This is a genomic window from Pseudomonas sp. JE3303 (assembly GCF_056312565.1).
On the sequence record NZ_JBWGIF010000001.1, the window covers coordinates 400,681 to 422,339 of the forward strand.

The window sequence follows — 21,659 nt, forward strand, 5'->3', positions numbered from 1 at the left end:
GCGGTTCTCCGCCAAATCTATTGATCCAATGCACTCGATAGACAAAAGGCACGGCTACTCCCGTGCCTTTTCCGTTGGTGTCTGAGAAAATGCCCGCACTTTTTTTCCGGATGCCGACATGACTGCCCTGAAGAACGATCGTTTCCTGCGTGCACTGCTCAAGCAACCCGTGGACGTGACCCCGGTGTGGATGATGCGCCAGGCCGGCCGCTACCTGCCGGAATACCGCGCGAGCCGCGCCAAGGCCGGTGACTTCATGAGTCTTTGCATGAACCCGCAGTTTGCCTGCGAGGTCACCCTGCAGCCGCTGGACCGCTACCCGCTGGACGCAGCGATCCTGTTCTCCGACATCCTCACCATTCCCGATGCCATGGGCCAGGGCCTGTACTTCGAGACCGGCGAAGGCCCGCGCTTCAAGAAGGTCGTCAGCACCCTGGCCGACATCGAAGCCCTGCCGATTCCCGATCCGCACAAGGACCTGGGCTATGTCATGGACGCCGTCAGCACCATTCGCCGCGAACTCAACGGCCGCGTGCCGCTGATCGGTTTCTCCGGCAGCCCCTGGACCCTGGCCACCTACATGGTCGAAGGCGGCTCGTCGAAAGACTTCCGCAAGACCAAGGCCATGCTCTACGACAACCCCCAGGCCATGCACCTGCTGCTCGACAAGTTGGCGCAGTCGGTAACCAGCTACCTCAATGGGCAGATCCAGGCGGGCGCGCAAGCGGTGCAGATCTTCGACACCTGGGGCGGCAACCTGTCGGCCGCGGCGTACCAGGAGTTCTCGCTGGCCTACATGCGCAAGATCGTCAGCGGCCTGATCCGCGAGCATGACGGACGCAAGGTGCCGGTGATTCTCTTCACCAAGAACGGCGGCCTGTGGCTTGAAAGCATCGCCGAGGCTGGCGCCGATGCCCTGGGTCTCGACTGGACCTGCGACATCGGCGACGCTCGCCGCCGCGTGGGCGACAAGGTCGCGCTGCAGGGCAACATGGACCCGACCGTGCTCTACGCCAAGCCCGAGGCGATCCGCCAGGAAGTCGGGCGCATCCTCGAGAGCTATGGCCAGGGCAGTGGTCACGTGTTCAACCTCGGCCATGGCATCACCCCGGAAGTCGATCCTGAGCACGCCGGTGCGTTCATCAATGCCGTGCATGAATTATCGGCGCGGTATCACTCGTAAGCAGGTGACCGATGAAAAAACCGGCCTCGGCCGGTTTTTTTTGCATTAAGTTTCAGTTCAGCGGTGGGTACTAATCTGGCTCCAACGAAACCGACCCAGGACCAGATCCCATGAAAACCCGTTACCTCGCCCTCCTGCTTGCCCCCCTGTTCAGCACTGCTGCCCTGGCCGCCAGCTACACCGGCCCCGGCGCCCAGCCGGTGACCAACGTCGCCGCCGCCAATGAAGCCGCCGACGATACGCCGGTACAGCTGCAAGGCTTCGTGACCAAGAAGATCAACAACGACGACAAGTACGAGTTCAAGGACGACACCGGCACCATCACCGTCGAGATCGACAACGAAGACCTGCCGGCCACGCCGTTCAACGACAAGACCAGGGTCAAGCTGACCGGTGAAGTCGAAAAGAACCTGATGAGCCGAGAGGTGGATGTGGATGTGGTCGAAATCCTGAAGTGATGCGAATGCCGCCCCTCCACGGGGCGGCGAAACGCCTTAGCCTTTCGGCGGCAACCGGCTCAGGTGCAACGCCACCAGCAGCGCCACCGTCAGCAGCGCGCCGATGAACATCCCGATCCCATTCCAGCCACCGTAATGCCAGAACACCCCGCCCACCGTCCCGGCCACGCTTGAACCCGCGTAATAGCTGAACAGATACAGCGACGATGCCTGCCCCTTGGCCTTCAGCGCGCGGCGGCCTATCCAGCTGCTCGCCACCGAATGCGCACCAAAGAAGCCGAAGGTGAACACAAGCATGCCGATCACCACCACCGCCAGCGGAGTGGCAAGGCTCAGCAGCATGCCGCCCGCCATCACCAGGATGCTCGCCCAGAACACCTTGCGGCGGCCCAGCCTGTCGGCCAGCGAACCCACCTGCGCCGAGCTGTAGATCCCCGCCAGGTACACAACCGACAGCAGGCCGACCCAGGCCTGGTCCATGTGGTAAGGCGCGGCCAGCAGGCGGTAGCCGATGTAGTTGAACAGGGTGACGAAAGCACCCATCAGCAAGAAGGCCTCAAGAAACAGCCAAGGTAACCCGGCATCGCGAAAGTGCACGGTGAAACCGTCCAGCAGGCTGCGTGGGTTCATCGCCTGCGCACGGAAGTTGCGCGACTCGGGCAGGACCTTCCAGAACACCACCGCCGCGGCGAGCGCGAGGCTGCCAATCACCAGCATCGCCGTGTGCCAGCTGACAAAGTCGATCAGCACCCCGGCGATCAGCCGCCCGCTCATGCCCCCGATTGCATTGCCGCCTATGTACAGGCCCATGGCCAGGCCGATGTGCTGGGGATGGATCTCTTCGCTGAGATAGGTCATGGCCACCGCCGCAAGGCCGCTGAGCGACAGGCCGACCAGCGCGCGGGTGGCGAGTACCAGCTCCCAGGTCGGCATTACCGCGCTGACCAGGGTGCTCAAGGCTGCGCAGACCAGTGCGAAGACCATCACCGGCTTGCGCCCGATGCGATCCGAGATCGGTCCGGTGATCAACAGGCCGACCGCCAGCAGGCCGGTCGAGATGGACAGCACCAGGCTACTCTGCGCGGCATTGATGGAAAACTCCTGCGACAGCAGGGGCATCATCGGTTGCACGCAGTAGAGCAGGGCAAAAGTGGCGAAGCCGCCGCTGAACAGTGCCAGGACCGTCTTGAGAAAGGCGGGAGTGCCTTTCTCGATCCAGAGGTCGTTCAGGGGAGGCCTTGCTGCGGCTTCAACGGTGGCGGGAAGCGGCGCTACAGCAGTTTTCACAGGGATACCTTGGCACGGCGGCCAGTCATGCAATGGAAAAATCATATAGCTAGCTAATGATAAGTTCCATTATATCGTTCGACCTCCGGCCTCGCACCCGCTGGCGCAGGAGCGTGGACAGGGCATGCTCTCGCCACGCCGTAGGGGTCAGTCCACGCGCGACAGATCGCCCTTGAGCGCCACGCCAGCGATCACCGCACCGGCATGGCATTCATAGGTGGCGGCGTCCTTGCGCTCGTTCTTCTTGTAGTAGCTGGCGATATTGGTCACCGCGTTTGCACTGACCTTGCGTGCAGCATCCTGCATGGTCAGCAACGCTGATTGCAGGGCCCATTCGCAGGCCGCCTCGTCGGTCTTGTTGAAAGCGTTGGTCTTCTTGTTGGTGACCGCGGCGGGGCTCACCACGCTGATCTTGCCCCGGGGCTGAACGCCAGCCAGATAGAACTTCACCGAGCCATCGAGCTTCTTCTCGGCGAGCATCTGCTTCACTACTTTGTCGAACGGCAGGTACAGGGCCGTATCACGGGCCTGGCTCAGGCCGGGAAGGGCGCAGAGCAGAAGGGCAGTGGTTGCGGTCCAGGTCTTCAGACGCATGGGAGTCGTTCCTTGATCAGTTGAGGCTTGGGGCGGGCCGGCCGCAAGAAGGCACGGCCCGGTTCGGGAAGATTGAAGGATTCAACGCCAGCGGCGCAACACCAGCGAGGTGTTGACGCCCCCGAAGGCAAAATTGTTGTTCATCACGAACTCGTTGCTCATGGTGCGGAACTCACCCCGCAGGTAGTCCAGCTCACCGCAGCGAGGGTCGATGTGGTCCAGGTTCAAGGTGTGCACATAACGGTCACTGTTCATCATTTCGATGCTGAACCAGGTTTCCAGCGCGCCACATGCTCCCAAGGTGTGTCCCAGGAAGCTCTTCTGGGAGCTGATCGGCATGCCTTGGCCGAACAGGCTGCTGGTGGCCAGGGTCTCGGCGATGTCACCTTGCTCGGTAGCCGTGCCGTGGCCGTTGACGTAGCCGATTGCCTGCCGGGCCAGGCCCGCATCCTCGAGGGCGAGCTCCATGGCTCGACGCATGGTCACCTGCTCGGGCCGGGTCGTGTGCTGGCCATCGGCATTGCTGCCGAACCCCACGATCTCGGCATGAATCCTGGCGCCGCGGGCCAGGGCATGCTCCAGCTCTTCTAGGACCAGCATGCCCGCGCCTTCACCGATCACCAGGCCGTCACGGTCCGTGTCATAAGGGCGCGGACTGAGGTGTGGGGTGTCGTTCTTGAGGCTGGTGGCGTAGAGCGCATCGAACACCATGGCCTCGGTCGGGCAAAGCTCTTCGGCTCCGCCTGCCAGCATCATGGGCAAACGGCCGAACTTGATGGCCTCGTACGCATAGCCAATCCCCTGGCTGCCGCTGGTACAGGCGCTGGACGTGGGAATAAGGCGCCCTGTCAGGCCGAAGAAGATACTGATGTTGGCGGCAGTGGTGTGCGGCATCATGCGCACGTAGGAATTGGCATTGAGACCGTCGGCCACCGAGTTGAGCAGCATGTTGCCAAAAGCCTTGATCTCATCGGTACTACCGGTCGAGGAGCCACACGCCACCCCCATTCGGCCGTCGCGGATACTCGCATCGCCCAGCAGCCCGGCGTCGGCCAGCGCTCGCTCGGCCGCCGCGACGGCCAGGCGTGATACCCGACCCATGCTGCGCAACTGCTTGCGGGTCCAGTGGCCCGGTACCTGGAAAGTGTCGATGGGGCCAGCCAGGCGAGTATTTAACTCTTCGAAGCGGTCCCATTCGTCCATGCGCCGGATACCGCTGCGGTTGCTGGCAAACTGTCCGGCGATGGTCGGCCAGTCGCTGCCCAGGGAGGTGATGCCGGCCATGCCGGTGACGACTACACGCCTCATCAGCACAACCCCCCGTTGACCGCCAGCACCTGCCTGGTGATGTAGGCTGCCTCGGCAGACATGAGGAAGTTGACCGCCCCCGCGACTTCTTCTGGCGTGCCCATGCGCTGGGCGGGAATCATCTTCATGAGCTCCTCGACCGGCACATGCTCATCCAGCATGGCTGTATCGATCAAACCGGGTGCAACGCAGTTGACGGTGATGCGCCGTTTGCCCAGTTCGATGGCCAGGGACTTGGCGGCGCCGATCAGGCCGGCCTTCGACGCGCTGTAGTTGACCTGCCCGCGGTTGCCTATGAGCCCGGACACCGAGGTGATGCAGACGATCCGGCCCGGCGCACGACGGCGGATCATCGGCATCATCACCGGGTGCAGCACGTTGTAGAAGCCATCGAGGTTGGTGCGCATCACATGGTCCCAGTCATCCTCGCTCAATGCGGGAAACGCACCGTCGCGGGTCACGCCGGCATTGCACACCACGCCGTAGTAGGCACCGTGGGTTTCGACATCAGCACTGAGGACCTCCGCGCAGGTGGCACGGTCGGCGACGTCGAACTGCAGCACGCGCGCCTGTCGGCCCAGCCCCCGCACTTCTTCGGCGACGCTGTCGGCTTCGCTGCGCCCGCTACGGCAGTGCAGCACCAGGTCGTAGCCTGCGCGGGCCAGGCGCAGGGCGATCGCCCGGCCGATGCCACGGCTTGAACCGGTTACCAGGATGGTGTCAGTCATGGGGGGACTCCTCAGGGTTCGCTTCGGTCAGGTAGCTGGCTGCCTGAGGCGGGCGATAGACATTCAGGCGGGCGCTGGCAAGGATGCCGGGCCCGCGCAGGTGACATTCGAACACACCCATGCCGTTCTCGTCCTCAAGGGAACGCAACGCATGGATGTGGAGTTCGGCGCCGACAGGGAAATGCTCCACGTTGCACGTGAACGCACGGGTACCCAGCAAGAAGCCCAGTTCCACGGGCTGTCCGAGCCGCCGCGCGCGACAACCGGCATACGCGGCCACGCTTTGCGCCATCAACTCCACCCCAAGCCAGGCAGGCAGGGTGCCGTCGCCGCGGTTGAACAGGCCGCCGGGCCGTACAGTCAGGCGCGTATGGATCTGTTCGTCGTCGCAGCTGTCGATCTGATCGATCAGGATCATGTCGCCAGCGTGCGGTATCAGTTCGGCCAGGGGCCAAGTGATCATTGGGTCTCTCCAAGAATCAGGCTGACGTTGTTGCCACCGAAGGCAAAAGAGTTGCTCATCAGCCGCCGCGGTCCTTTGGCGGGCAGGCATTGCCCACCCTCGTTCAGGTTCAGCGGGGACAGTTGCGGATCTGCCTGGCCATCCCAGATGTGCGGTGGCAGCTGTCGGCCTGGGTTGTGAGCACTCAGGCACAGCCAGCAGAAGGCAGCTTCCAGGGCACCCGCGGCGCCAAGGGTGTGGCCGGTCATCGGTTTGCTCGACGAGCACGGCAGGCTGTCACCGAACAACCGGGCAACGGCCAGGCTTTCCATGGAGTCATTGTGACGAGTGGCCGTACCGTGCAGGTTCAGGTAGTTGATCTGGCAAGGGGCCAGCGCCGCATTTTCCAGCGCTTTGGCCATGGCCTGGAATGCGCCTTCGCCATTGGGCTCGGGTGCCGAGATATGGTGGGCGTCGGAGCTGGCACCCGCGCCAAGCAGGGCGATGGATGCGCCTGTGGCATCGGCTTGGCGGCTCATGAGGAACAGCGCTGCCCCTTCGCCGATGTTGATGCCGTCGCGATTGACCGAGAAGGGGTTGCAGCGCTGGGTACTGATCGCCTCCAGCGCGCTGAAGCCGTTCAGGGTGAGACCGCACAGGCTGTCGACGCCTCCGCACACCACCGCATCGCACAAGCCCAGGTCAAGCAGGCGGCGAGCGCTGACCAGTGCTCGCGCACCTGACGTACACGCGGTGGAGATGACGTAGGCCGGCCCGCTCAATTGCAGCCAGTGCGCCAGGAAATTGGCCGGCGCGCTCAGCTCTTGCTGGTCGTAGCGATAGTCCTGAGGAAATTCCCGGGTCTGCAGATAGTGGCCGATGCCGTCGCTGGCTTCGGCAATGCCCGAGGTACTGGTGCCCAGGACTATCCCGATGCGGTGTGCACCATGGCGTTCGATGGCCTCTCGCACCTGAGCTTCGATCTGCAGTGCGGCGGCATGCAGCAACTGATTGTTGCGGCTGTGCTGGTCGGGCAAGGGTACGGCTGGCAGCGGGCCAGCCACGGCCCCGACCGGCAGGTCGCGCCCGGGCACCCAGCCCGCTTGCGCCTGCATCGCGCTGCAGTCACCTGCGAACAGACGGTTGGCCACCTCGGCCTGGTCCCGCCCGAGCGCGCAGATCAGGCCTAGCGCATTGAGGTAGACGGTCATGGAGCGTTCTCGCTGAGCAGTGGGCTGACCAGATAGCGCAGGCCTTGCGGCATGCTCAAGCTGAATTCGTCGGTCGACTGGTACGTGACCTGCCAACGCTCCCCGAGCCAGCGCCGCTGGCCTTCCTGACGTGCCTCAGGATAAAGCTGCCCAAGCGTATCCCCGGGCGTCAGGGCGAACAGTATGGCGGCGAACAGTTCGCGGGCGGCGGGATTGGGTGGCAGCAAGCCGTCGGCCTGCCAGTGCTGGTGATCCAGCAACTGGCGCGCCTGGGGCATGCCCAGCAGGTCGAGCAATGACCAGCGCAGGCGGTCGTCCTCGCGCTGGATCACCAGTAGCCAGTCCACCCGCTGGCCGTGATGCTCTTGTTGCACATGCAGCTGTCTGGGCAGGTCCAGGGCTGGCAGTTCGGCGGGCAATGGCTGCTGACCCACGCAGCCACTTACCAGCAGTGCAGCCAGCAGCATCAGCAGGCTTTTCATGGCTGTGGAACTCCCGACGCCAAGGGTTTGCGGGCCACCACATTGACCAGGGTTTCGTCGCGCTGGCCCACCGGTGGCGGGGTGCGCAGTCCCAGGCGCTCGAGCAGGCCGAAGTCCCGTGCCCGGCTCCACCACAAGTACGGGTAGGACACGTTCCGAGCCCCGAATTCGAAACCTTGGCCGCGCAGCATCTGCAAGTACTGCTCGGCACTCTTCTGCACATGCATGGGGTGACGGAACAGCCAGCGGATCACCCAGGTATCGATGTAGGCTTGCGTCGATTCGGCGAACAGCAGGTATCCGCCGGGCTTGAGCACCCGGTAGAACTCGGCCAGGGCTTTTTCCTGCTCGACCAGATGATGGAACGTCTGGTGGCAGAACAGGATGTCGACACTGGCGTCTGCGAACCGCAGATCCGCGCAGTCGCTCCCGCGAAGCTCAACGGCGAGACCCTGGCGCTGGGCCTCGGCCGCGCTGAGCTGCAGGCTGTGAGGGTCGGCGTCGGTACCCAGCAATTGGGAGGGAGCAAATACCTGCTGCAGATACTTGAATGACTTGCCCTGGCCGCATCCAGCGTCGAGCACCACTGGAGCCTGGGGAAGCTCGTGGTCGAACAGGCTGCGCAGGTCGTTGATCGCGACACGCAGCACGTGATGCTGCCAGGTATGGCTGCGCAGGAACCAGAAGCCAAAACGCGTTTCTTCGACATAGCTGTCGCTGAGGTAAGGCTGGCTCATGCCGGGGACCTTGCGCAGAGTTCCGCCAGCGTGCGCAGACGCCGCTTGGGTTCGGCAACGAACGGATTACGCGGGTCCCAGGCATACCCGGCCAGGATCGAGCTGATCATTGCGCGGATCTCGGGCGAACTGGAAGGGTGATAGATGACGTCCTGGAAGCTGCCGTCGTACCAGCCTTCGACGTAGGCGCGGAACGTGTCGACCCCACGCTTGAGCGGCGCGGCAAAATCAGCCTGCCAGTCCACCGCTTCGCCTTGCAGCTGACGGTGCAGCAGGCCAGCCGCCATGCTGGCCGAACGCATGGCGATCGTCACGCCTGACGAGAACACCGGATCAAGAAATTCCGCAGCGTTGCCCAGCAGCGCGAAGCCAGGGCCGTGCAGTGCCTTGACGTTGGCCGAGTAGCCGCCGATGGTCCGCGCGGGGGTGTCCCATACTGCGTCTACCAGCACCTTCGACAGGCTTGGTGTCTGAGCGACGAACTGCTTGAGGCATGCGTCCAGGTCCTGCGGTGCGGCCTGGAAATGCTCATCTGCGGCGACCACCCCCAGCGAGCAACGTCCATCGCTGAAGGGGATGGTCCAGAACCAGATGTCCCGGTGCTCTGGATGGGTGGTGATGAGAATCTTGTCGCGGTCGAAAGACGGGTGGGTGATGCGGTCTTCGATGTGGGTGAAGACGGCGCGGCGCACCGGGAAATTCGAGGGTGCCTCCAGATCGAGCAGCCGGGGCAGCACGCGGCCGTAGCCGCTGGCGTCCAGTACGAACGCGGCGTTGACGAGGTACTCGCTGCCATCCGGACGGCGGGCGCGCAACAGCGGTTGCTCGCCGCTCATGTCGGCACTGACGATTTCGTGTTCGTAGCGGATCTCGACACCCTGGGCAGCGGCCTGGTCGGCGAGCAGCTGGTCGAAGCGTGCACGCTGCACCTGGAACGTGCTGGGCTTGCCCTGCGAGAACGTCTTGCCGAAATCGAACTCGGAATACTCTTCACCCCACGCGAAGGCGGCGCCATTCTTGTGCTGGAAACCCTCAGCCTCGAGCGCTTCGAGCATGCCCGCCTCCTCGACGAAGTCCAGGCAGTGGCACAGCAGGCTTTCACCGATGGAAAAGCGCGGAAAGCGCTGCCTTTCCAGGATGAGCACGTCATGCCCGTTGCGCTTGAGCAGCGCCGCTGCGATGGCCCCAGAAGGACCGGCGCCGATGACCAGTACCTGGCGTTGTTGCAGTTCAGTGTTCGGCATGAGGCCTCCTTGCCGGTTGTAGAGTCTTCAGGGGAATACGGTGCAGGCCAGCCACGGCAGGCATCAAGGTGGCGACCAGGCTCATCAGCATCAGCGCGAAGTACAGCGCAGGGCTGATCAGCTGTTGTTGCAGCAGCATGTTCAGAAACACGATCTCACTGAGCCCGCGGATGTTCAGCAGCAGGCTCTCGCGCCACTTGCTCGCGCCAGGAAACGAGGGGGTTGCCCAGCTCAGGCCAAACCAGCTGCCGATCAGCTTGCTGAGGATCGGCAGCACCAGCAGGGCGCCGAGTTGCAGCAGGTCGAAACCTTGCAGGGCGTGTTGGACGTCGATTTGCACGATGCCGTAGGTGAGTATCAGTGGGACGGCCAGCGTCTGCTGCAGGTGCCGCATCAACCCTGCCGGGAATGGCAGTCGCAGTGGCACCTTCAGCCAGGCCATGCAGAACAGATAGCCGATGCCCATGATCAGCGCGTTGAGTCGATAGTGCTCGGCCACCACCAGCAGTACGAAAAACAGCAGGCTGTAGACTCTGGGTGCGCGCAAGCCGAGGACATGCAAGGGCAGCGGCGCCGCGGCGCCCAGCAGCAGAAGCAGCAGACTGCTCGGCTGCAGGCTGCCTTGGCCAAGCCCGAGCAGCAGCCAGCACACCAGGTCGATGAGGATAGCCGACTGCATCAGCCGGCGGCTGGCCACTGCCGGGTAGTCGATCGCACGCAGGTACAGATAGAGCACCGGGATCGCCGTGATCGCAAAGACCAGGCCCAAGGCCAGGCTCGCCAACGGCGCTTGTCCTGGCAGCAGCCAGAGGGCGCAACCCAGTCCACAGGCGAACGGCAGCAGGAAACTGGGTAGCGCGATCTTCAGGCTCTGAGGGTCGAACCGCAGCTCGATCACATCGGTGAGAATGTGCCCGAGCAACAACGCGAAGCTCATGCCGTACAAGGCTTTCAGCCAGGCCGGTGCGACCAGTGCCGCGCCGCTGACCTGCCAGTGTGGCTCGACCCACAGGACCATCAGCAACGGCAGACCCAAGGTCGCCAGCAGCAGCGGACTGACGATGGGGATCAATCCCAGGCGCTTGCCCAGTGTGCTGGATACCTGGAACAGCACCAGTGCACAGGCCCAGAACAAGACGACGGTCATGGGCTGTGTGGCGCTCCATCGCGGCTGGCGGCCCAGGGGGCCAGGACAAAGCTGAAGACCAGGCCAAGGCTTACAGCCAAGCCGAAGTTGCTGACTGCCGGGGTCCCCGACAAACCCAGCAACCCGAACGACAGCCAGGTCGTGAGCGCCGCCAGCAGCGTGCCAAGCAGGCTGACGGCGGCGCCACCGATCTGCTCGTACATGAGAATGGCGTAGTCGACACTGATCGCCGTGACCAGCAACAGGCCAAACAGGCTGAACAGGGTCAGCGGCTGGCCCAGCCAACCTAGGCAGGCCAAGCTGCACAGCGCTGCCAGCAGCGGCAGCGCGACAATGCGCATCGCGCTGCCCAGGCCGAACGGCACCATCAACAGCACCACGATCAGCACGCATGACAACAGCTTGAGCTCGGCAGCGCTGATCTGTGTGGCCGCGAACAATCGGTTCAGTTCGCCCAGACGGTCGACCAACTGCACGCCGGCAAGGCCTGCGGCCTGCGAGCGCAGCACCGCGGGGTCGCTCAGCCCTTGCAGGCTGACTATCGCGGCAACCCCGTCATCGTCCACACCTAGCCAGAGCGGCCGCCAAGCCTCGCCCAGCGGCCCGCTCAACACCTCTTCGATACCTGACAGCGGTAGGCTGCCGAGCTGCGCCAGTTCGGCCCTCAGTGCCTGTTCGGGGACTCCCAGCGCAAGCAGCGGTTGCCAATGCTCAGGCAGGGCGCCCAGCGCCTGTCGAAGTTGCGACTGCTGGGCAGGGCTCGCGGCCAACTGGCTGAGCGACCGGTAGCCCTTGAGTTTGCCCAGGCCGATCAGCTCATCCAGCTTTTCACCCAGCACTTGCAGGCGCTCGAGCAATTGTGCCTGGTCCGCTCCGCGCACCAGATAGAACTGGCTGGTCGGTTGGTAGCCAGTGATACGCGCCACCGCCTGCGCTTCCTCGACCAGTTGTGGCGGGCTGGCGACCCACTGGCGCAAATCATTTCGACTGTCCAGCTGCCACAGTCCGCCTGCGCAAAACAGCATCAACAGTCCCAGTAGTGCCGCGCTAGGGACCCGTTGCAGCAGTCGCTGCCGACAGGCGACCAGGTGCTCGGCGATGCGCAATGGCCATTGCATGGGCTGCAGTTCGGCCCCGCCCAGCAAGGCAGGCAACAGGCATACCGCGCAGAGATAGGCGCCGACCAGCCCTGCGGCCGAGAACACCGCGATCTGCGTCAGGGCCGGAAATGGCGTGAAGGCCAGGGCCAGGTAGCCGATGCAACTGGTACCCAGGCTCAGGCTCAGGCCGGGCAAGGTCAGGCGCAGCGCCTGCCAGCTTCGCCAAGGGCGCAAGCTCCAGCTTTTGGACAGGTAGTGCAGGGGGTAGTCCACGGCCACGCCGATCAGGCTTGATCCCAGCACCAGCGTCATGACGTGCATCTGGCCGAACAGCGCCACGCAGGCAACACTGCCGAACAGCATTCCGACCAGCACCGGCATGAACGCCAGCAGCACACGCCACGAACGAAAAGCGAGCAGCAATACTGCCAGGATGCCAAGCGTGGCACCCCCTCCAACCCAAGTGATCTCCTGGCTGGCCTGGCGCTGGCCGTTGGCGGCATACAGCAGGCCACTGGCGGCCAGCAAGCGCCCGCCAGCCTGCTGGGCTTGGACGCGGCTTTGTGCGAGCAGATCGGCGACCTGCAACGGCAACCGCATGTCGAATGCATTGCCCTGTGTGCGTGCACGCACCAGCACCCAGTGCTGGCCATCGTCCTCGGCAACGAGGGCGCCGCTGCCTGTGTCCAGCTGTACGTTGGCCGGTTTGGGCAGGCTGTCCTGGATGCGTCCGGTCAGGCCCAGCCAATCGTCCTGGCTGGGTACCAGGCTGACGCTGGCGAACGGGTCGAACAGGCTCTGCATGCGTTGCTCGATGAAGCGGTCAGGATGCTCCAGCAATTGCTGGCGGTCCTTGCTCGCGAGCATCGCCAGCCGGTTGTGCAACAGTTGCCCGCGCAGCGCCTGCAAGTCGGTCTGCACACTCCACTGAACCTTCTCGAACAGGCCACTGGCCTGCCACTGCGAGCTCAACTGCTGTGCCAGGGCAAGGGCCTGCTCGCGGTCAGGATGGCCGACGAGCACCAGCATCTCGCGGTTCAGCGGCTCTTGCATGCGCTGTTCGGCCCGCTCAGCCAGAGGGTCGTGGGTGGCGCCGGGGACCAGGGTCATCAGGTCGGCGGACAAGGGCGCGGCGCGGTGCCACTGCCAGCCTGCCACGGCCAGCACAGCCAGCAACAGCAGAGTAAAGAGGTGTGGCAGCCAGCGGTTACTCGTCAAAGTCGCTGCGCTCCGCATCGGTCAGGCTGTCGGCGCTGCTGCTCTCGGGCATGCGCAGTACGGTACTGTCGCCTTGGGTTTCCAGCAGTTCGATGCGCTGGACATACCGTGCACCGGTGATGTCGATCCGCGTGAAAATCTGCTTGAGCAGCAAGGAGCGGGGCGTCAGGCGCAATTGCCATTGCCTGGCATCACCTTGCAGGTCCAGGTCGAAATCACGCTGCAGGCCGGTACTGTCGCCTTGCAGCACGGCGAAGAACAACCGGTTCTGCTCGGACCCGGCACTGCGTCCCGGCAACCGTTGCCACCCACTGGCATCGCGGCGGGCGATGCCGCTGGCGTCAAGCCGGTAGTCCTGCTGCAGCGGGGCCTGCAGCAGCCAGAGCAGGCCATGATCGCGGGCAAGCACGAAACGGCCCTTGCTCAAGAGCGGCTGCGGCAGGGCGCGCAGGTGCTTTTCCTGGATGAAGGGTCCCTTGATCACCGCCGGTTCGCTCAGCTGCTGTCGCAGGTCATCCAGGCCGAATGCCAGCGTCAGCGGACTCACGGCCAGCAGGGCCAGGCACAGCAGGCCACGCCATGTGCGGCTCATGCCAGTACCTTCTGCACGGCGTCGAGCATGACCTGGGGCGAGACCATCTGCATCTCGCCGCTGTCGATGTGCACCGCGACCTGCACCGAGCTGGCACGGGTCATGCGCTCGCCCGTCTCGGCGTCGGTGATCAGGTAGTTGATCTTCAGGCGGTTTTCCCACTCCACCAAGGCAGCACGTACGTTCAGCCGCTGGCCAAAGGTGGCTCCGCGGATGTAACGCACTTGCAGGTCGATCACAGGCCACGCGTAGCCACATGCCTGCATGCTCAGGTAGTTGTGCTGCAGGCGGTCGAGCAGGGCACAGCGGGCGACCTCCAGGTACTTCACGTAGTGGCCATGCCAGACGATGTGCATGCTGTCGACATCGAAGAACGGTACGCTGATCTCGCAATCGATGTGGAATACGCCCGGATTACGCATGCAGCCTCCAATGGCGCGCTGCAATGCGCTCCAGGCACAGGCGCAGATCGCTTTCCAGGGCGCGGTCTTCGATGACCGGGGCAAAATCTTCGAGCAGCTGCTCGTGCATGTACGAAAGGGCTGGCGGCAACGCGCGCGCTTCGGTCTCCTGGCCGCGCAGCCATAATCCCTGGCTGGCAGCCAGCAAGGTGGCCGCAGCGACTTGCTCGGTCAGTTCCAGCACTCGCAGGGCATCACGCGCGGCGATGGTGCCCATGCTCACCTTGTCCTGGTTATGACACTCGGTGGAGCGCGAGAACACGCTCGCGGGAAGGGTGTTTTTCAGTGCTTCGGCGGTCCAGGCACTGGCGCCGATCTGCACGGCCTTGAATCCGTGATTGAGCATGGCCCGCTCGGCGCTCGCGCCAGACAGATTGCTGGGCAATCCGTGGTTGTAACGCACGTCCACCAGCAAGGCCAGTTGCCGGTCAAGCAGATCGGCGACGTTGGCCACCAGGTTCTTCAGGCTGTCCATGGCGAACGCGATGTGGCCGCCGTAGAAATGCCCGCCATGAAGCACACGCTCCGCATCGCCGTCGATGATCGGGTTGTCGTTGGCGCTGTTGAGCTCGGTTTCGATGAAGGCGCGCAGCCAGCCCAGGCTGTCGGCCAGAACGCCAAGCACATGGGGGGCGCAACGCAGCGAGTAGCGGTCCTGCAAGCGGTGGAGCGGTGCGGCCGGTCCTTCGATGGCCAGGTCCTGGCGCAGCCACGCGGCAACCTTGACCTGGCCCGGGTGAGGCTTGGCAGCAAACAGACGCTCGTCGAAATGCTCCGGGTTGCCCTGCAAGGCCATCACATTCATGGCCGTGATGCGGGTGGCCAGTTGCAACAGGTAGTCGGCACGAGCGAAAGCCAGGCAGGCCAGACCGGTCATGACCGCGGTGCCGTTCATCAGCGCCAGTGCTTCCTTGGGGCGCAGCACCAGAGGCTGCCAGCCCAGCTCACGATGAACCTCGGCTGCGCTTCGCCGTTGCCCCTGGAAAAGCACATCGCGCTCGCCGGACAGTGTCGCGGCCACGTAGGAAAGTGGTGTCAGGTCACCGCTGGCGCCCACCGAACCTTCCTCTGGAATCAGCGGCAAGATATCGTGATCCAGAAAAGCCTGCAGGCGTTCGAGCAGTTCCACCCGTACCCCCGAAACCCCATGGCACAGCGACTGCAAGCGTGCTGCCAGGACCGCGCGGGTCGCGGGTGCATCGAGCAGCCGGCCCAGGCCGCAGCCATGGAAGGTGTACAAGTGGCGGGGGAGTGCCTGGACATGCTCCAGCGGCACCGCGACCACGCAGGAATCGCCGTAGCCCGTGGTCACGCCATAGATCACCCCTTCCTTGTCCAGCAGCGAGTCGAGAAACTGCGCGCCGCGCGCGATCCGCTGGCGATAAGGCGCATCGTCCTGCAGGCGTGGGCGGGCCTGGCGCTGGGCCAGCGTCAGGATGTCCTCGATCGAAAGCGGCGACTCGCCGAAAGTTACAGGCTCATGCGGATGCATCGTCATCGGTCTTCCAGAAAGGGTAGAAATTGAACCATTGCTGCGGTGCTTGCAGGCAGTAGTGAGCAAGACGTTCGGCATAGCGCGCGGCAGCGCCGTTGATGACCTGATCACGTTGCGCCCGGCGCCATGGCAGCCGTTCGATAAAGGGCTCGAGGGTGACCTGATAGCGGCCGTTTCGCTTGAGGCAGAACAGCAGATTGACCGGGCAGCCGAGCAGGCCGGCGAGCAGCCAGGGCCCTTGGGGAAAAGCTGCGCGATGCCCGAGGAAATCGACCTCCACCGTGCGCCCACCGTGCAGCGGCACACGGTCGCCGGCGATCGCCAGCCACTCGCCGCGCTCCAGGCGCTGGCTGAGCTGCAGCATGATGGCAGGGTCCAGCTCGCTGACCTGGATCAGCCGCAGGTTGCTCGCCCCCGCCTCGCCGAGCAGACGGTTGAACTGCTCGGCATGGCGGGTATGCACCAGTACGTTCATGGTCACCTGCTCGCCAAGCTCGGCCAGGGCGCGGCAGACCTCGAGATTGCCCAGGTGCGCGCCGACCAGCATCTGGCCCCGCTCACCGCGCAATTGCGGGCGCAGGTTGCCGGGATCGATGATCTGGATATGCTCGATGCGCAGCTTGCCGTTCCAGACGTCGAGCTTGTCGAGCAGCGCGTCCGCGAATGCCATGAACTGCCGGAATACCCGCCATTGGTTGGGCGCGGGTGTCGCACCGGCGCTCCAGTCGGCAAGATAATGCTGGTACTGCCAGATACTGAGGCGGGCACGCCGGCCAAAGATGAAGAAGTACAGCACGATGCCGTGCAGCACCGGGCTGAGCAGTCGCCGGCCAAGTACGCGCACCAGCACGGCGGTCAGTTTCATCAGCCAGAAGCTGCCACGTTCCTTGTGCGCTGCCCAATGTTGGCGCTGGCTGCTCATGTCCGCCACCGCCGCCAGAGGATCCGCGGTGCGCGCGCGAGCATGCCGAAGAACAGCTTGGCGTGCATTTTCGAGATCAGCGCGTTGTCGTGCAGCAAGCGGAAGTGCGAGAGGCCGTCCAGAGGGTAATGCACCCGCGTCGGCAGCCAGCGCATGGGCTGGTTTCGCCACGACAGACGGACGAGAATCTCGGGGTCGAAGTCCATGCGTCGGCCCAGCGGCACCGTATCTATCACTGCCAGGGTCGCTGGCAGCGGGTAGACCCGAAAGCCGCACATCGAATCCGGAATCGCCAGCGACAGGCTGTTGATCCATACCCAGACGTGGGTCAGGTAGCGGGCGTACAGACGGCCCTTGGGCACACTTTCGTCGTACTGTGGATAACCGCAGATCAGTGCCTGCGGATAAGTCCTGGACTGCTTCAGGAAGTGCTGCACATCACCCAGGTCATGCTGGCCGTCGGCGTCAACCTGCAGCGCATGGCTGAAGCCAAGCCGAGCTGCTTCGCGCAGGCCGGCCATGACCGCACCGCCTTTGCCTTGGTTGACTGCCAGCGTGACCAGGAAGACCTGTGCCTGTTCGGCCAACTGCCTGAGCACCTGTGCGCACTCCGGGTCGCTGGCGTCATCGACCAGCACGCAGGGCAGGCCTGCGCGCAGCAACTCGGCGACGACGCTGGGCACTGCGTGCTCATGGTTGTACACCGGGATCACCGCGCAGGGCTTATGCACAGGATTTCTCCAGCAAGATGCGGCCGCTGGAGCAGGGCTCGCCCGCGCAGGAGTAGGTGAAGTACAGCTTGCCGCGTACCGGGTCCAGGCGCAGGCCCAGATCCAGGACGTCGCCGGGGCGTACCAGACGCTGGAACTTGAGTACTTCCATGCCCGCGAATGTGCGCGGTTGATCGAGCAGCGCAGCGGCCAGAGCGATGGCCCAGTCCACCTGCACCACTCCCGGCAGCACGGGTGTCTGCGGGAAATGGCCGGTAAAACAGGCGAGGTCGACCGGCACGACGAGGCGAAGGTGCAGTTCGCTGTCGCCGGGTCTTTGCTCCAGTACCTCTGGCATCATTCCCCGGGGCGCATCGAGCAATGCCTGCAGATCCGCCTCGGGCAGTTTGCCCTGGCTGTTGAAGGGGAGTTGCCGCAGAAGGCGCCAGCGGCGAGGCAAGGCGAGGATTTCACAATGCGCGGCCAAATGCTGGCGCAGGGTTTCGAGCAGGCTACGGCGGCCGTTGTTGCGCAGCGCATGCAGCCCGGCAGGGCTCAGCACCAGCAGGGCGCCGAGCGAGGCGCGGCGTTGTTGCATCACGCCCAGCCGGGCTTCGGTCACCCAGGCATGAGTGCACAGCGCGTGCTCGAGCATGGGCAGGGAAATACGTTTTTCTTCGAGTTTGACGATCCGGTCTAGACGTCCCAGCAGGCGGAAGCGCCCGTCGCGGTGGATAGTTGCGGCGTCGGCGCTTTGTTCCACGTGGCCTGCGGGCAGGTACGGCGAGGCAATGCGCAGCGCCCCTCGTGGGTCCAGGCTCAGCTCGATGCCAGCAAAGGGTTGCCAGGAGTCGTCGCCCTGGCGCCATGCGATGCCGCCTGTCTCGGAGCTGCCAAGGATTTCCAGCGGCCACTGTCCCAGGCGTTTTTCCAGATCCTGTGATGCCGCGAGCGGCAGCTCCCCACCGGACGAGAATATCCGGCGCACCGTGCTCAGCGCCGGCCAGTCGAGGTTATCGCCCATGCGCTTGAGCAGAGCGGGGCTGGCGACCCATGCGAAAGCTGGATGTTCACGGCTCGCGCGCTGCAGGTCTTCGGGAAACGGCAGCTGCCGCCGACTGAAGCCGCGGCCCGCGCACAATGGCCAGAGCACGCGGAACAACAGCCCATAGATATGTTGTGTCGCGACGCTGCCGATGATCCACGCATCGCCCAGGTCGTCACCCCAAAGCTGCTCCAGGGCGGCCACTTCATTGGCCAGCTGACAGAGCTGCTTGTCGATGCGCTTGGGCTCGCCACTGGAGCCGGAAGTGCACAGGCTGATGCGGCACGTGTCGAGATCCAGGTCGGCCGCTTCAAGCGGTTCGGCGCAGAGGCCTTGCACGGTCTCATCGCCCGGCTGGGCGCTGAGCCAGACATCAACCTGGTCACTCCAGCGCTGCCGGGTCTGTGGTTGAAGATCGGCGGGCAGCAGGACCTGCACACCGGCGCGCCAGGCGCCCAGCAGGGCAATGGCCAGATCGCCCGCATCCTCCAGGTAAACCGCCAGGCGCCGCACACGCCGCTGGCGCAGTCCGCCCGCGAAGCCGAGGGCCTGCCTGCACAACTGGGCATGGTCAAGCGCCGGAGCATGAGTCACCGGGCGCGGGCCATCCTGTGGGCGCAGCAGGTGCTCAAGGGGAATCCATTTCATGAGCGTCCTCGCACACGTTGTCTAATCAGCCATTCGATGGCGAACAGCAGGCCCATCGCGATATACGCGATCAGGCCGTTGTACAGGGTCCACCAGTCCAGCGGTGCCCACAGCGTCAGGCCGGCGGCAATCAGGCCATTGAGCAGGAAGAACAGGCTCCAGGCCTGTGTCACACGCCGGGTGTAGCGGATGGCGATGGGTGGCAGATCCGGTTCGTGCAGGCGCGCCAGCCGTTCGGCCACCGGTGGTCCATAACACAGGCTCGAACCGAACAGGGCGAGCATGAACGCGCTGATCAGCACGGGATACCAGCGCAGTAGCTGCGGGCTGTTCGATAGTACCAGTACCCCGCAGAAGGCCAGGGCGGCTACGTTCATCCCTGCGCTGCCCGTGCGGCGCGGAACGCTCAGAACCCGGGCCAGCCACAATGCGCCGAGAAGCACGCCAAACTGCCAGGGCGGGAAATGCGCCATGCCAAAATGGACTGCAAACGGATACAGCAGACCGGCCAGCAGCAGGCCCGGGCCGACCAGGCGCTTCATTCCGCTGGGTTGACCAGTCGATAGACGGCTTCGACCACGTCATTGACGGTGCGCACCGACTTGAAATCATCGGCGGCGATCTTCTTGCCGGTCTGACGCTTGATGTGGTCGATCAGGTCGACGGCGTCGATGCTGTCGATTTCCAGGTCCTGGTAGAGATTGGATTCCAGGCTGATGCGTGCCGGGTCCAGTTCGAACAATTCGACCAGGGCATCGCGCAGGATGTTGAAGATGTCTTCGCGGGTTTGCATGGTACGGTCTCAGGCTTCCTGGCGGGCGGTGACGAAAGCCGCGAGGCTGGCCACGTTGTTGAAGTGATTCCGGGTGTCCTTGGCATCGGCATCGATCTTGATGCCGTATCGTTTCTGGATGGCCAGGCCCAGCTCCAGAGCGTCCACCGAATCCAGGCCCAGGCCTTCGCCAAACAGAGTCTGCTGGTCGTCGATGTCTTGTACGCTCATGTCTTCGAGGCCCAGGGCATCGATGATCAGTTGCTTGATGTCACGGTGGAGGTCTTGCTGTGAATCGCTCATCTCAGGCGAGCTCCTTGATGAAGTACTGATGCAGAAAGGCATTGAGTTTGCGTGACGCCTGCGGGGCCGGACCGAGGGCGGCGAAGGCCTGCGGGTCGATGTCGGTGCCCACGCTCAGGCTGAAATGAACGCGCCGGAAGGGGATGCAGTACCACGGCTCGTTCTTGGTAAGGGTGGTCGGGCTGACTTTGATGGTCACAGGGGTGATGATTCTTGCACCCCGTAGCGCGATTGCGGCCGCGCCGCGATGAAAGGCTGGCGCCTGACCGGGCTGGGTCCGCGTGCCCTCGGGGAAAATGATCAGCGGCTGGCCTTGCTGGAGGGCGCTGACGGCGGTGTCGAGCATGTCCATGCTGCCATCGTTGCCGATGTACTGGGCCTCACCCAACGGGCTGCGCGTGAAGGGATTGTCGAACAGGCTCTGCTTCACCACGCAGTTCGCCTGGCGCACCAGGCCGATCAGGAACACCACGTCGATCAGCGAGGGGTGGTTGGCAATGATCATCTGCCCCGGTCGCCCCAGCCGTTCGACACCGCTGATCTCATAGGTCAGAACGCCGGTCACGCGCATGAAGCGGATAAACCGCCAGAACAGCCAGCTGATGGTGTGGCGGGCGCGCTGGCGGTGGCGTACGACGCCACCGGGCAGGCAGGCCAGCAGCGGAAAGACCAGCAGGCGCAGGGAAAGGCCGCCCAGGCCGAAGAGGATGAAGCTTATGCCCGTCGCCAGCAGGCGCCAGTAGTAAGCATCGCGTGGTCGGTTCACGGCCGGTGTCGCCAGTTCCATGTCCGATGCTTTCCTGTATGGGTGAAGTTATCCTGGCCTTTCAGCAGGGCGCGCAGCCAGCTCAGGGCGTTTGGCAAACCGCCAGAGGACGGAGTTGCCGCCGCGCCGGGGCTCAGTTGCCATTCCTTTCCCGGCGTCAGCAGCATGCCCACGGCGTAGGCGAAGGGCACGTCGTCGATCCAGGGGCCATAGGCTGCAGGAGGTTGATCCTCTGCAATGATCAGCAACACCGCAGGTGCGCCGTCGTGCAGCAGGCCCGCCGCTTCCACCACACCTTGCTCGAAACCATCGCCGGTGGCCGCGATGGCGGTCATTTCGCTGGTCTCCCCGCGCAGAATCGACCACAGGCCGATCACCGCGTTGTGTACCGAGAGGCTGAACTGTGTCGGAGACAAGGGCTCACCCTTGGCCAACTCGTTCAGGATCGCAAAGGTGCGTGGCGTTTCACCGTGGCGTGAAACGAACACCAAGGGCAGATCGACGCGGCCTTCGGCAAGTGGCCAGCCCACGGCGAACGCCATGCGCGCCAGGTTGCTCAGACGACGGCGTTGCATCGCCGGCAGGAAAGACACATCAGGCGCTGGCCCGATCGTCGGGAGTGAAGCGTTGCCGTCGGCCCAGTGCTGCCATTCGGCAGGAAGGTTCAAGCCAGGGGCCCAGGCGCGCCAATGGCTGATATCAAGGGTGATCACAATGTTCTACTTCCCGCCCTGATGGACTTCGTTGCCGAGGGGGTGACTCGGAACAACGACCCACAGGGTGTGGTGCGTTCGCGCAGTGGCGCG

Annotated in this window: 24 protein-coding genes; 2 read left to right on the forward strand and 22 right to left on the reverse strand. The window is 64.1% G+C overall.

Going from position 1 to position 21,659, the window contains the following annotated elements; genetic code table 11:
* Positions 1–118: 118 nt before the first annotated feature.
* Both hemE and AC0ZZU_RS01970 read left to right on the forward strand, forming a co-directional pair.
* Entirely contained in the window at positions 119–1,183 is a 1,065-nt protein-coding gene (gene hemE / locus AC0ZZU_RS01965) for a uroporphyrinogen decarboxylase (RefSeq protein ID WP_476338614.1), read from the forward strand.
* A gap of 110 nt (positions 1,184–1,293) precedes the next feature.
* Entirely contained in the window at positions 1,294–1,641 is a 348-nt protein-coding gene (locus tag AC0ZZU_RS01970) for a YgiW/YdeI family stress tolerance OB fold protein (RefSeq protein WP_476338616.1), read from the forward strand.
* Positions 1,642–1,677: 36 nt separating this feature from the next.
* Here the strand turns inward: AC0ZZU_RS01970 and AC0ZZU_RS01975 are convergent, their stop codons facing one another.
* The 22 genes from AC0ZZU_RS01975 to AC0ZZU_RS02080 form a co-directional block, all read right to left on the reverse strand.
* Positions 1,678–2,928, reverse strand: a complete 1,251-nt coding sequence (locus AC0ZZU_RS01975) for an MFS transporter (RefSeq protein WP_476338617.1) — start codon at positions 2,926–2,928, stop codon at positions 1,678–1,680.
* A 147-nt stretch (positions 2,929–3,075) separates the two neighbouring features.
* Positions 3,076–3,522: an excinuclease gene (locus AC0ZZU_RS01980; RefSeq protein WP_476338619.1), complete on the reverse strand. Its 447-nt coding sequence runs from the start codon at positions 3,520–3,522 to the stop codon at positions 3,076–3,078.
* An 81-nt stretch (positions 3,523–3,603) separates the two neighbouring features.
* Entirely contained in the window at positions 3,604–4,830 is a 1,227-nt protein-coding gene (locus AC0ZZU_RS01985; RefSeq protein ID WP_476338621.1) for a beta-ketoacyl-ACP synthase, read from the reverse strand.
* Positions 4,830–5,558: a 3-oxoacyl-ACP reductase FabG gene (fabG, locus tag AC0ZZU_RS01990; protein ID WP_476338622.1), complete on the reverse strand. Its 729-nt coding sequence runs from the start codon at positions 5,556–5,558 to the stop codon at positions 4,830–4,832. Before fabG ends, AC0ZZU_RS01985 begins: the two co-directional genes overlap by 1 nt.
* Entirely contained in the window at positions 5,551–6,021 is a 471-nt protein-coding gene (locus tag AC0ZZU_RS01995) for a hotdog family protein (RefSeq protein ID WP_476338623.1), read from the reverse strand. Before AC0ZZU_RS01995 ends, fabG begins: the two co-directional genes overlap by 8 nt.
* Positions 6,018–7,211, reverse strand: a complete 1,194-nt coding sequence (locus AC0ZZU_RS02000; RefSeq protein WP_476338624.1) for a beta-ketoacyl-[acyl-carrier-protein] synthase family protein — start codon at positions 7,209–7,211, stop codon at positions 6,018–6,020. Before AC0ZZU_RS02000 ends, AC0ZZU_RS01995 begins: the two co-directional genes overlap by 4 nt.
* Positions 7,208–7,693 carry a hypothetical protein gene (locus AC0ZZU_RS02005; protein ID WP_476338625.1) on the reverse strand — a complete coding sequence of 162 codons (486 nt, stop codon included), beginning with the start codon at positions 7,691–7,693 and terminating at the stop codon, positions 7,208–7,210. Before AC0ZZU_RS02005 ends, AC0ZZU_RS02000 begins: the two co-directional genes overlap by 4 nt.
* A complete protein-coding gene (locus tag AC0ZZU_RS02010) occupies positions 7,690–8,430 on the reverse strand; it encodes a class I SAM-dependent methyltransferase (protein WP_476338626.1) in 741 nt (246 codons plus the stop codon). The genes AC0ZZU_RS02005 and AC0ZZU_RS02010 overlap by 4 nt, the downstream gene beginning before the upstream one ends.
* Positions 8,427–9,674: an NAD(P)/FAD-dependent oxidoreductase gene (locus AC0ZZU_RS02015; RefSeq protein ID WP_476338628.1), complete on the reverse strand. Its 1,248-nt coding sequence runs from the start codon at positions 9,672–9,674 to the stop codon at positions 8,427–8,429. Before AC0ZZU_RS02015 ends, AC0ZZU_RS02010 begins: the two co-directional genes overlap by 4 nt.
* On the reverse strand, positions 9,661–10,821 hold the full coding sequence (locus AC0ZZU_RS02020) for a sodium:proton antiporter (RefSeq protein WP_476338630.1): 1,161 nt from the start codon (positions 10,819–10,821) through the stop codon (positions 9,661–9,663). The genes AC0ZZU_RS02015 and AC0ZZU_RS02020 overlap by 14 nt, the downstream gene beginning before the upstream one ends.
* Complete coding sequence (locus AC0ZZU_RS02025; RefSeq protein WP_476338631.1) at positions 10,818–13,139, reverse strand: MMPL family transporter; 2,322 nt, start codon at positions 13,137–13,139, stop codon at positions 10,818–10,820. The genes AC0ZZU_RS02020 and AC0ZZU_RS02025 overlap by 4 nt, the downstream gene beginning before the upstream one ends.
* Positions 13,129–13,731, reverse strand: coding sequence for an outer membrane lipoprotein carrier protein LolA (locus AC0ZZU_RS02030; RefSeq protein ID WP_476338632.1), 603 nt, complete (start codon positions 13,729–13,731; stop codon positions 13,129–13,131). Before AC0ZZU_RS02030 ends, AC0ZZU_RS02025 begins: the two co-directional genes overlap by 11 nt.
* Positions 13,728–14,153: an acyl-CoA thioesterase gene (locus AC0ZZU_RS02035; RefSeq protein WP_476338634.1), complete on the reverse strand. Its 426-nt coding sequence runs from the start codon at positions 14,151–14,153 to the stop codon at positions 13,728–13,730. The genes AC0ZZU_RS02030 and AC0ZZU_RS02035 overlap by 4 nt, the downstream gene beginning before the upstream one ends.
* On the reverse strand, positions 14,146–15,690 hold the full coding sequence (locus tag AC0ZZU_RS02040) for an HAL/PAL/TAL family ammonia-lyase (protein WP_476338635.1): 1,545 nt from the start codon (positions 15,688–15,690) through the stop codon (positions 14,146–14,148). The genes AC0ZZU_RS02035 and AC0ZZU_RS02040 overlap by 8 nt, the downstream gene beginning before the upstream one ends.
* A complete protein-coding gene (locus tag AC0ZZU_RS02045; protein WP_476338636.1) occupies positions 15,671–16,609 on the reverse strand; it encodes an LpxL/LpxP family acyltransferase in 939 nt (312 codons plus the stop codon). Before AC0ZZU_RS02045 ends, AC0ZZU_RS02040 begins: the two co-directional genes overlap by 20 nt.
* Complete coding sequence (locus AC0ZZU_RS02050; RefSeq protein WP_476338637.1) at positions 16,606–17,340, reverse strand: glycosyltransferase family 2 protein; 735 nt, start codon at positions 17,338–17,340, stop codon at positions 16,606–16,608. The genes AC0ZZU_RS02045 and AC0ZZU_RS02050 overlap by 4 nt, the downstream gene beginning before the upstream one ends.
* On the reverse strand, positions 17,333–19,012 hold the full coding sequence (locus AC0ZZU_RS02055; protein ID WP_476338639.1) for an ApeI family dehydratase: 1,680 nt from the start codon (positions 19,010–19,012) through the stop codon (positions 17,333–17,335). The genes AC0ZZU_RS02050 and AC0ZZU_RS02055 overlap by 8 nt, the downstream gene beginning before the upstream one ends.
* Complete coding sequence (locus AC0ZZU_RS02060; RefSeq protein ID WP_476338641.1) at positions 19,009–19,554, reverse strand: COG4648 family protein; 546 nt, start codon at positions 19,552–19,554, stop codon at positions 19,009–19,011. The genes AC0ZZU_RS02055 and AC0ZZU_RS02060 overlap by 4 nt, the downstream gene beginning before the upstream one ends.
* Complete coding sequence (locus tag AC0ZZU_RS02065) at positions 19,551–19,805, reverse strand: acyl carrier protein (RefSeq protein WP_476338642.1); 255 nt, start codon at positions 19,803–19,805, stop codon at positions 19,551–19,553. Before AC0ZZU_RS02065 ends, AC0ZZU_RS02060 begins: the two co-directional genes overlap by 4 nt.
* A gap of 9 nt (positions 19,806–19,814) precedes the next feature.
* The gene (locus tag AC0ZZU_RS02070) at positions 19,815–20,087 is read right to left on the reverse strand and encodes a phosphopantetheine-binding protein (protein ID WP_476338644.1); all 273 of its coding nucleotides are present in this window, start codon (positions 20,085–20,087) and stop codon (positions 19,815–19,817) included.
* Position 20,088: 1 nt separating this feature from the next.
* A complete protein-coding gene (locus AC0ZZU_RS02075; protein WP_476338646.1) occupies positions 20,089–20,874 on the reverse strand; it encodes a lysophospholipid acyltransferase family protein in 786 nt (261 codons plus the stop codon).
* Positions 20,850–21,566, reverse strand: a complete 717-nt coding sequence (locus tag AC0ZZU_RS02080) for a beta-ketoacyl synthase chain length factor (RefSeq protein WP_476338648.1) — start codon at positions 21,564–21,566, stop codon at positions 20,850–20,852. The genes AC0ZZU_RS02075 and AC0ZZU_RS02080 overlap by 25 nt, the downstream gene beginning before the upstream one ends.
* Between the last annotated feature and the right edge of the window lie 93 nt (positions 21,567–21,659).

Bases quoted from the DNA above. Each gene is read 5' to 3' on its own strand.
- AC0ZZU_RS02070 (WP_476338644.1), bottom strand. From the start codon at position 20,087: ATGAGCGATTCACAGCAAGACCTCCACCGTGACATCAAGCAACTGATC.
- AC0ZZU_RS02075 (WP_476338646.1), bottom strand. From the start codon at position 20,874: ATGGAACTGGCGACACCGGCCGTGAACCGACCACGCGATGCTTACTAC.
- AC0ZZU_RS02010 (WP_476338626.1), bottom strand. From the start codon at position 8,430: ATGAGCCAGCCTTACCTCAGCGACAGCTATGTCGAAGAAACGCGTTTT.
- AC0ZZU_RS02040 (WP_476338635.1), bottom strand. From the start codon at position 15,690: ATGACGATGCATCCGCATGAGCCTGTAACTTTCGGCGAGTCGCCGCTT.
- AC0ZZU_RS01980 (WP_476338619.1), bottom strand. From the start codon at position 3,522: ATGCGTCTGAAGACCTGGACCGCAACCACTGCCCTTCTGCTCTGCGCC.
- AC0ZZU_RS02000 (WP_476338624.1), bottom strand. From the start codon at position 7,211: ATGACCGTCTACCTCAATGCGCTAGGCCTGATCTGCGCGCTCGGGCGG.
- AC0ZZU_RS02035 (WP_476338634.1), bottom strand. From the start codon at position 14,153: ATGCGTAATCCGGGCGTATTCCACATCGATTGCGAGATCAGCGTACCG.
- AC0ZZU_RS02020 (WP_476338630.1), bottom strand. From the start codon at position 10,821: ATGACCGTCGTCTTGTTCTGGGCCTGTGCACTGGTGCTGTTCCAGGTA.
- AC0ZZU_RS02065 (WP_476338642.1), bottom strand. From the start codon at position 19,805: ATGCAAACCCGCGAAGACATCTTCAACATCCTGCGCGATGCCCTGGTC.
- AC0ZZU_RS02030 (WP_476338632.1), bottom strand. From the start codon at position 13,731: ATGAGCCGCACATGGCGTGGCCTGCTGTGCCTGGCCCTGCTGGCCGTG.
- hemE (WP_476338614.1), top strand. From the start codon at position 119: ATGACTGCCCTGAAGAACGATCGTTTCCTGCGTGCACTGCTCAAGCAA.
- AC0ZZU_RS02060 (WP_476338641.1), bottom strand. From the start codon at position 19,554: ATGAAGCGCCTGGTCGGCCCGGGCCTGCTGCTGGCCGGTCTGCTGTAT.
- AC0ZZU_RS02015 (WP_476338628.1), bottom strand. From the start codon at position 9,674: ATGCCGAACACTGAACTGCAACAACGCCAGGTACTGGTCATCGGCGCC.
- AC0ZZU_RS02005 (WP_476338625.1), bottom strand. From the start codon at position 7,693: ATGAAAAGCCTGCTGATGCTGCTGGCTGCACTGCTGGTAAGTGGCTGC.
- AC0ZZU_RS02055 (WP_476338639.1), bottom strand. From the start codon at position 19,012: ATGAAATGGATTCCCCTTGAGCACCTGCTGCGCCCACAGGATGGCCCG.
- AC0ZZU_RS01995 (WP_476338623.1), bottom strand. From the start codon at position 6,021: ATGATCACTTGGCCCCTGGCCGAACTGATACCGCACGCTGGCGACATG.
- fabG (WP_476338622.1), bottom strand. From the start codon at position 5,558: ATGACTGACACCATCCTGGTAACCGGTTCAAGCCGTGGCATCGGCCGG.
- AC0ZZU_RS01985 (WP_476338621.1), bottom strand. From the start codon at position 4,830: ATGAGGCGTGTAGTCGTCACCGGCATGGCCGGCATCACCTCCCTGGGC.
- AC0ZZU_RS01970 (WP_476338616.1), top strand. From the start codon at position 1,294: ATGAAAACCCGTTACCTCGCCCTCCTGCTTGCCCCCCTGTTCAGCACT.
- AC0ZZU_RS02045 (WP_476338636.1), bottom strand. From the start codon at position 16,609: ATGAGCAGCCAGCGCCAACATTGGGCAGCGCACAAGGAACGTGGCAGC.